This window comes from Streptomyces prasinopilosus (assembly GCF_001419695.1).
GTDB lineage: Bacteria > Actinomycetota > Actinomycetes > Streptomycetales > Streptomycetaceae > Streptomyces > Streptomyces prasinopilosus.
Map to the genome: position 1 here is coordinate 1 of NZ_LIRG01000416.1, position 7,643 is coordinate 7,643.

The following is a 7,643-nucleotide window of genomic DNA, read 5'->3' on the forward strand; positions in this document are numbered from 1 at the left end:
GCCCCGGCCGGGGCGGATAGCATCCGGCGCATGGAGCCGCAGCTGTCGCACAGCGTCACCGGATCGGTCGCCACGGTCGTCATACGCCATCCGGCCAAGCGCAACGCCATGACGACCGCGATGTGGCGCGCCCTGCCACCGCTGCTCGACACGCTGGCGGACGACACCGGGGTGCGGGCGCTGGTGCTCACCGGCGAGGGCGGCACGTTCTGCGCCGGGGCCGACATCTCCACGCTCAAGGGGTCTGTGCGGGAGGCGCAGCGGCTCGCCGTGGCGGCCGAGGAGGCGCTCGCCGCGTTCCCCAAGCCGACGCTCGCGGCGGTCCGGGGGCACTGCGTCGGCGGCGGGGCGCAGCTGGCGGCCGCCTGCGATCTGCGGTTCGCGCAGGAGGGAACGGTGTTCGGGGTGACCCCGGCCCGGCTCGGGATCGTCTATCCGGCCTCCTCCACCCGGCGGCTGGTGTCCCTGGTGGGCCCCTCCGCCGCCAAGTACCTGCTGTTCTCCGGCGAGCTGATCGACACCGCGCGGGCCCTGCGCACGGGGCTGGTCGACGAGGTGCTGCCCGCGGACGGACTGGACCGGCGGGTCGCGGAGTTCACCGCGGTCCTGGTCTCGCGTTCGCAGCTGACCCAGGCCGCGGCGAAGGAGTTCGCGGACGGGCGCACCGACCGGGACGCCCACTGGAGCAGCCTGGCGCGGGACGGGGGCGACGCGGCGGAGGGGGTCGCCGCCTTCCTGGAGCGGAGGCGGCCCCGGTTCGACTGGAGCCTGCCGGGGCGGCCGTAGGGTACGGCGTCCCCGGCGGACAGGCATGTCGAAGCCCTGACGAGGTACCCGGAGGTCATCACCCCGTCCGTCCCGCCCGGGCGGACGGGACGCCGAGGACCGAAGGAGAAGACACGTGTTCCGTGCCATCGCGGATGTCCTGCGCCAGATCGGCGGCGCCGTCGCCACCGTCGTGACACTGCCGTTCCGGGCGGTGGCCCGGCTGTTCGGGGGTGCCTCGTCGGCGGGCCGGCGCGCCTGACCCGGCCCGCGCCACCACCCGGCGCGTCGCCGCCCTGATCCCCGATCGTCGGCGCCACCTGCCACAATTGCCGCGCAACCTCAGCGAAGAAGGCGGTACGGGATCGTGACGACACCCCTGCAAGGGTCCATCGAAGGCAGGATCGCCGGGGAGCTCGGCGTACAGGAGCGGCAGGTGAGGGCCGCCGTGGAACTGCTCGACGGCGGTTCGACGGTGCCCTTCATCGCCCGCTACCGCAAGGAAGCCACCGAGATGCTCGACGACGCGCAGCTGCGCACGCTCGAGGAGCGGCTGCGCTATCTGCGGGAGCTCGAGGAGCGTCGTACGGCGATCCTGGAGTCGGTGCGCGAGCAGGGCAAGCTCACCGAGGAGCTTCAGGCGCGGATCCGGGGCGCGGAGACCAAGGCGCGCCTGGAGGACGTCTACCTGCCGTACAAGCCGAAGCGGCGCACCAAGGCGCAGATCGCGCGGGAGGCGGGGCTCGGACCGCTGGCGGACGGGCTGCTCGGGGACCCGGGTGTCGATCCCCTCGCCGCGGCCGCCGCGTTCGTGGACGCCGGCAAGGGGGTCGCCGATCCGCAGGCCGCGCTGGACGGTGCGCGGGCCATCCTCACCGAGCGGTTCTCGGAGGACGCCGACCTGATCGGCGAGCTGCGGGAGCGCATGTGGGTGCGCGGGCGGCTGGTCGCCCGGGTGCGTGAGGGCAAGGAGGAGGCGGGGGCGAAGTTCTCCGACTACTTCGACTTCGCCGAGCCGTTCACCGAGCTTCCCTCGCACCGGGTCCTGGCGATGCTGCGCGGCGAGAAGGAGGAGGTCCTGGACCTCGTCCTGGAGCCGGAGGAGGAGACGGAGGGCCCGTCCTCGTACGAGGGGACGGTGGCCCGCCGGTTCGGGATCGGCGACCGGGGCCGGCCCGGCGACAGGTGGCTGCTCGACACGGTCCGCTGGGCGTGGCGCACGCGCATCCTGGCGCACCTCGGCATCGACCTGCGGCTGAGGCTGCGGACGGCGGCCGAGGACGAGGCCGTGCGGGTCTTCGCGGCCAACCTGCGCGACCTGCTGCTCGCCGCTCCGGCCGGTACCCGCGCGACGCTCGGTCTCGACCCGGGCTTCCGTACGGGCGTGAAGGTCGCCGTGGTCGACGCGACCGGCAAGGTCGTCGCCACCGACGTGATCCACCCGCACGTCCCGGCGAACCGGTGGGACGAGTCGATCGCCAAGCTGGCCCGGCTCGCGAAGGAGCACGCCGTCGAGCTGATCGCGATCGGCAACGGCACCGCGTCCCGCGAGACCGACAAGCTCGCCGGCGACCTCATCACCCGGCACCCCGAGCTGAAGCTGACGAAGGTCATGGTGTCGGAGGCGGGCGCCTCCGTGTACTCCGCGTCCGCGTTCGCCTCGCAGGAACTGCCGGACATGGACGTGTCGCTGCGCGGGGCGGTGTCGATCGCGCGCCGGCTCCAGGACCCGCTGGCGGAGCTGGTCAAGATCGACCCGAAGTCGATCGGCGTCGGCCAGTACCAGCACGACCTGTCCGAGGTGAAGCTGTCGCGTTCGCTGGACGCGGTGGTGGAGGACTGCGTGAACGGCGTGGGGGTGGACGTCAACACGGCGTCCGCGCCGCTCCTCGCCCGGGTCTCGGGCATCACCTCCGGGCTCGCCGAGAACATCGTGGCCCACCGGGACGGCAACGGACCGTTCGGGTCCCGGGGCGACCTGAAGAAGGTGCCGCGGCTCGGTCCCAAGGCGTACGAGCAGTGTGCGGGCTTCCTGCGGATCCGCGGCGGCGACCCGCTGGACGCCTCCAGCGTGCACCCGGAGGCCTATCCGGTGGTGCGGCGCATGGTGCGCGCGTCGGGTGAGGAGGTCGCCTCCCTGGTCGGCAACACGGCGGTGCTGCGTTCCCTGCGGCCCGAGGACTTCGTGGACGAGAAGTTCGGTCTGCCGACCGTCTCGGACATCCTCAAGGAGCTGGAGAAGCCGGGGCGCGACCCGCGGCCGGCGTTCAGGACCGCCGCCTTCAAGGAGGGCGTGGAGAAGATCTCCGACCTGGTCTCCGGGATGGTCCTGGAGGGCGTGGTGACGAACGTGGCGGCCTTCGGCGCGTTCGTCGACATCGGCGTGCACCAGGACGGCCTGGTGCACGTCTCCGCGATGTCGAGGACGTTCGTCAAGGATCCGCGGGACGTGGTGAAGCCGGGCGACATCGTCAAGGTGAAGGTCCTCGACATCGACATCCCGCGCAAGCGGATCTCGCTGACGCTGCGGCTGGACGACGAGGCCGCGGAGCGGGCCGAGGCACCCGGCGGGCGCGGGCAGCGCGGTGGGGCGCGCCCGCCGCAGCAGCGTCAGGGCCAGGGGCAGGGCCGCCCCGGGGGCGGTGGCGGCGGCCGCGGAAGCGGCGGGGCGCGTCCGGCGCCCGCGCCGGCGAACAGTGCGATGGCCGACGCCCTGCGCCGGGCGGGGCTGGTCGACCCGAAGAAGGGCAGGCGCTAGGTCCCGGGCAGGCCGGCGGCCCGGTTCCCCGCACCGCGGTGCGGGGAACCGGGCCGCCGGCGTGTTCCGCGTCGTCGGTGCCGGTGCTCCGCCGGGCCGGGTCGTCACCCGGCCGGGCTCCGGCCGTCCGGCCCGTGGCCGGTCCGGGGCCGGCCGGGACTCGGACCGCCGTCCGGTCAGTGTTCGGTGACCTTGCCGTCGGCCACTTCCAGGCGGCGGGTGACGTGCACCGCGTCGAGCATGCGCCGGTCGTGGGTGACCAGGAGCAGGGTGCCCCCGTAGGAGTCCAGGGCCGATTCCAGCTGCTCGATGGCGGGCAGGTCGAGGTGGTTGGTCGGCTCGTCGAGGACGAGGAGGTTGACGCCCCGGCCCTGGAGCAGGGCGAGGGCGGCGCGGGTGCGTTCGCCCGGCGAGAGGGTGGCCGCCGGGCGCCTCACGTGGTCCGCCTTGAGGCCGAACTTGGCCAGCAGGGTGCGGACCTCGGCCGGTTCGGTGTCCGGGACCCCGGCACGGAAGGCGTCGAGCAGGCTCTCGGTGCCGTGGAACAGCGCGCGGGCCTGGTCGACCTCGCCGAGCAGCACGCCCGAGCCGAGCGCGGCGTGCCCGGCGTCGAGCGGGACGCGGCCCAGCAGGGCGCCCAGCAGGGTGGACTTCCCGGAGCCGTTGGCGCCCGTGACGGCGACCCGGTCCGCCCAGTCGATCTGCAGGGTGACCGGTCCGAGCAGGAAGCCGCCGCGCCGCACCTCGGCGTCCCGCAGGGACGCCACCACCGCGCCGGAGCGCGGGGCCGCGGCGATCTCCATGCGCAGCTCCCACTCCTTGCGGGGCTCCTCGACCACCTCGAGGCGTTCGATCATGCGCTGGGTCTGGCGGGCCTTGGCGGCCTGCTTCTCGCTGGCCTCGCTGCGGAACTTGCGGCCGATCTTGTCGTTGTCGCCGCCCGCCTTGCGGCGCGCGTTCTTGACGCCCTTGTCCATCCAGGACCGCTGCGTCTGGGCCCGGTCCTGGAGCGCGGACCTCTTGTCGGCGTACTCCTCGTACTCGTCGCGGGCGTGCCGGCGGGCCACCTCCCGCTCCTCCAGGTAGGCCGCGTAGCCGCCGCCGTAGAGGTTGATCCTGCCCTGGGCGAGGTCGAGTTCGAGGACCTTGGTGACGGTGCGGGTGAGGAACTCCCGGTCGTGGCTGACCACGACCGTGCCGGCGCGCAGTCCGCCGACGAAGCGTTCGAGGCGCTCCAGGCCGTCGAGGTCGAGGTCGTTGGTCGGCTCGTCGAGGAGGAAGACGTCGTACCGGGACAGGAGGAGGGAGGCGAGGCCGACGCGGGCCGCCTGGCCGCCGGACAGGGCGGTCATCGGCTGGTCCTGGCCGACGGTCAGGCCGAGCGACGCGGTGACCTCCTCGGCGCGTTCGTCGAGATCGGCGCCGCCCAGGGCCAGCCAGCGCTCCAGGGCGTCCGCGTACGCGTCGTCGGCGCCGGGCGCCCCGTCGACCAGGGCCTGGGTCGCCTCGTCCATCGTCCGCTGGGCCTCGGCGACACCGGTGCGGCGGGCCAGGAAGTCCCGGACGGTCTCGCCGGGCCGGCGCTCCGGCTCCTGCGGGAGGTGCCCGACGGTGGCCGTGGGCGGGGAGAGCCGCAGCTCCCCCTGTTCCGGTGCGGTGAGCCCGGCGAGCAGGCGCAGCAGGGTGGACTTGCCGGCGCCGTTGGCGCCGACCAGGCCGATCACGTCGCCCGGGGCGACGACGAGGTCGAGGCCGCTGAACAGGGAGCGGTCGCCGTGACCGGCGGAGAGGTTCTTGGCGACGAGGGTGGCAGTCATCAGACCGCCGATCCTAGCCCTCGCCCGCCGCCCCCCGGACACCCGGTTCGGGCCTCCCCGGCCGCCGCACCGCCGTGGTCAGGACCGCCCCGGGAGTGCGGGCCACCAGGTAGGACTCCCCCCTGACCGTCCTCGGGTCCAGGGGGATGCGGTGGCGGCCCGGTTCCAGGACGCCGTCGAAGACCTCGTGGGTGTGGGTGCGGGCGAGACGGCCGACGCGGTACGCGGTGAGCCGCACCCGGCACGACGAGGTGACCTCGACCTCCGCGCCGGCGTCCGCGCCCGCTTCTGCCGGGGCCGAGGAGACCAGGGCGGTCAGGCGGCGCCGCTCGGGCGGGCTGCTGTCCAGGGCCTGCTCGGTCCGGGCGACGAGCAGCGGGACGATCGGGGCGCGGGCATCGACGCAGGGCACGTCGACGCCGGCGGCGGCGAAGGCGGCGCGCACGGCGTCCCGTTCGGCGGGGCCGGCCGACCGTCCGAAGACGACGGCGCCGTAGCCGCGCAGTTCGTCGGCGGGGACGCCGTCGGCGGCGGCGGTTATGTCGGCGCCGACTCCGATGGTGCGCAGGGCCGCGGCGAGCCTGGCGAGCAGGGCGACGCGGGCGCCGATCAGCAGGACGCGGCGCCGGGCGCCCGGGACGCGGCCGGCCGGCAGGGCGGCGAGGGCGGTGCGGTAGTCGGCGCCGCGGAAGCGGAACGGGCCCAGTCCGTGGTACCCGTCGCGTTCCAGGTCGACGTGTTCTCCGGTCTGCCAGGCGAAGTCCCGCCAGATGTAGTCCTCGCCGTCCCGCTCGATGGCGGCGGTCACCGCGCCGCAGGCGAGGTCCTCGCAGTCGGGGCAGCCGTAGACGATGTACCGGCCGGAGGGCAGCGGTGCCTCGGTCTCCAGCAGCAGGCTGCGGACCTGGGCGGTGAAGATGGCGGGCGGGATGTCGGAGGCGAGCGGGGAGACGGCGTCGAGGTCGGAGAGGCGGAACAGCAGCGGGCGTCCGTCGACGACGAAGTCGACGAAGTCCCGGTGGACCTGGTGGTCACCGCCGGAGAGGAGTCCACCGGCGCGGATCGCCGGTGTCAGGCCGAAGGTCGCGTACTCGGCAGGCATGGGGCGAGTATTCCCGCAGCGGGACGGATCTGAGCACGGCATGACATATTCCGCTAACGTCCCCGCATGGGAAGCGAACAGGGTTTCGACGTCCGGGTGATCGGCGGCGGGGTGGCCGGGCTGACGACGGCCGTCGTCCTCGCCGGGCGGGGCGCACGGGTGGGGCTGTGGACGCGCGACCCGGTCGAGCGGACCACCTCGGCGGTTGCCGGGGCGCTGTGGTGGCCGTACCGGATCGAGCCGGTGGCGTCCGCGCGCGCGTGGGCGCTGCGCTCGCTGGACGTGTACGAGAGGCTGGCCGCGCGGCCCGAGGTCACCGGCGTACGGATGGTCGAAGGGGTACTGGGCGGGACCACGCTGGACGAGGTCGGCGCCTGGGCCGCCGCGCGGCTGCCGGGGCTGCGGGCGTCGAGCGCCGAGGAGTACCCCTGGGGGCCGGGGGTGCGGGCGCGGCTGCCGCTCGTCGACATGCCGGTCCATCTGCCCTGGCTGCGGGGGCGGCTCACGGCCGCGGGCGGGGTGGTGGAGGAGCGCACGGTGACGGACCTCGCCCGGGCGGACGCCCCGGTCGTGGTGAACTGCTCGGGGCTGGGGGCGCGCGACCTCGTGCCCGATCCCGCGGTGCGTCCGGTGCGGGGGCAGCTGGTCGTGGTGGAGAACCCGGGGATCCGCACCTGGACGGTCTCCACGGCCGCCGACGGGACGACCGCGTACGTCTTTCCGCAGCCGGGGCGGCTGGTGCTGGGCGGTACGGCGCAGGAGGACGACTGGTCCCCGGAGCCGGACCCGGTGCAGGCCGAGGCGATCCTGCGGCGGTGCGCGGCGCTGCGGCCCCGGATCGCGGGGGCGCGGATCCTGGAGCACCGGGTGGGACTGCGGCCGGCCCGCGACACCGTCCGCATCGCACGCGAACCGCTCCCGGACGGGCGGAGGCTGGTGCACAACTACGGCCACGGCGGGGCGGGTGTCACCGTGGCCTGGGGCTGCGCGGAGAACGCGGCGGAACTCGCCCTGGGGTGAGGCGGCGCGGCCCCGGGAACGGGCGGGCCGGCCGCCCCCTCGGCATCGGGGGCGGCCGGCCCGTCCACTGCCGCCGGTCGCGGCCGGAGCGGCCGCCGGCGGTCAGGGTTCGGTGGGCGTCTCGTAGTGCTTGCCGACCGGGTCGCCCTCCACGTCCGTGCCGGCCCCGGGGCCGATGCGG

The 7,643-nt window shown here is 74.8% G+C and carries 6 protein-coding genes; 4 read left to right on the forward strand and 2 right to left on the reverse strand.

All coding sequences use genetic code 11. The annotated features are described in order from the left end of the window. The first annotated feature begins 30 nt into the window (after window positions 1-30). The 3 genes from AOK18_RS17925 to AOK18_RS17930 all read left to right on the forward strand — a co-directional run bounded on the left by AOK18_RS17925 (window position 31) and on the right by AOK18_RS17930 (window position 3,523). Window positions 31-786 carry an enoyl-CoA hydratase/isomerase family protein gene (locus AOK18_RS17925; protein ID WP_055695033.1) on the forward strand — a complete coding sequence of 252 codons (756 nt, stop codon included), beginning with the start codon at window positions 31-33 and terminating at the stop codon, window positions 784-786. A 115-nt stretch (window positions 787-901) separates the two neighbouring features. Next, window positions 902-1,027 (forward strand): LPFR motif small protein, encoded by a 126-nt coding sequence (locus tag AOK18_RS35160; RefSeq protein WP_254664727.1) that lies wholly within the window; start codon window positions 902-904, stop codon window positions 1,025-1,027. A gap of 105 nt (window positions 1,028-1,132) precedes the next feature. Next, window positions 1,133-3,523, forward strand: a complete 2,391-nt coding sequence (locus tag AOK18_RS17930; RefSeq protein ID WP_055695034.1) for a Tex family protein — start codon at window positions 1,133-1,135, stop codon at window positions 3,521-3,523. 176 nt (window positions 3,524-3,699) lie between these two features. Here the strand turns inward: AOK18_RS17930 and AOK18_RS17935 are convergent, their stop codons facing one another. Both AOK18_RS17935 and AOK18_RS17940 read right to left on the reverse strand, forming a co-directional pair. Continuing rightward, window positions 3,700-5,340, reverse strand: coding sequence for an ABC-F family ATP-binding cassette domain-containing protein (locus AOK18_RS17935; RefSeq protein ID WP_055695035.1), 1,641 nt, complete (start codon window positions 5,338-5,340; stop codon window positions 3,700-3,702). A 13-nt stretch (window positions 5,341-5,353) separates the two neighbouring features. Continuing rightward, a complete protein-coding gene (locus AOK18_RS17940; RefSeq protein ID WP_055695036.1) occupies window positions 5,354-6,442 on the reverse strand; it encodes a hypothetical protein in 1,089 nt (362 codons plus the stop codon). Between the two features lie 66 nt (window positions 6,443-6,508). On the opposite strand from AOK18_RS17940, the gene AOK18_RS17945 reads away from it, so the two are divergent. Next, window positions 6,509-7,462 (forward strand): FAD-dependent oxidoreductase, encoded by a 954-nt coding sequence (locus AOK18_RS17945; RefSeq protein ID WP_055695037.1) that lies wholly within the window; start codon window positions 6,509-6,511, stop codon window positions 7,460-7,462. Window positions 7,463-7,643: the final 181 nt, after the last annotated feature.

Bases quoted from the DNA above. Each gene is read 5' to 3' on its own strand.
- AOK18_RS17925 (WP_055695033.1), top strand. From the start codon at position 31: ATGGAGCCGCAGCTGTCGCACAGCGTCACCGGATCGGTCGCCACGGTC.
- AOK18_RS17935 (WP_055695035.1), bottom strand. From the start codon at position 5,340: ATGACTGCCACCCTCGTCGCCAAGAACCTCTCCGCCGGTCACGGCGAC.
- AOK18_RS17940 (WP_055695036.1), bottom strand. From the start codon at position 6,442: ATGCCTGCCGAGTACGCGACCTTCGGCCTGACACCGGCGATCCGCGCC.
- AOK18_RS17945 (WP_055695037.1), top strand. From the start codon at position 6,509: ATGGGAAGCGAACAGGGTTTCGACGTCCGGGTGATCGGCGGCGGGGTG.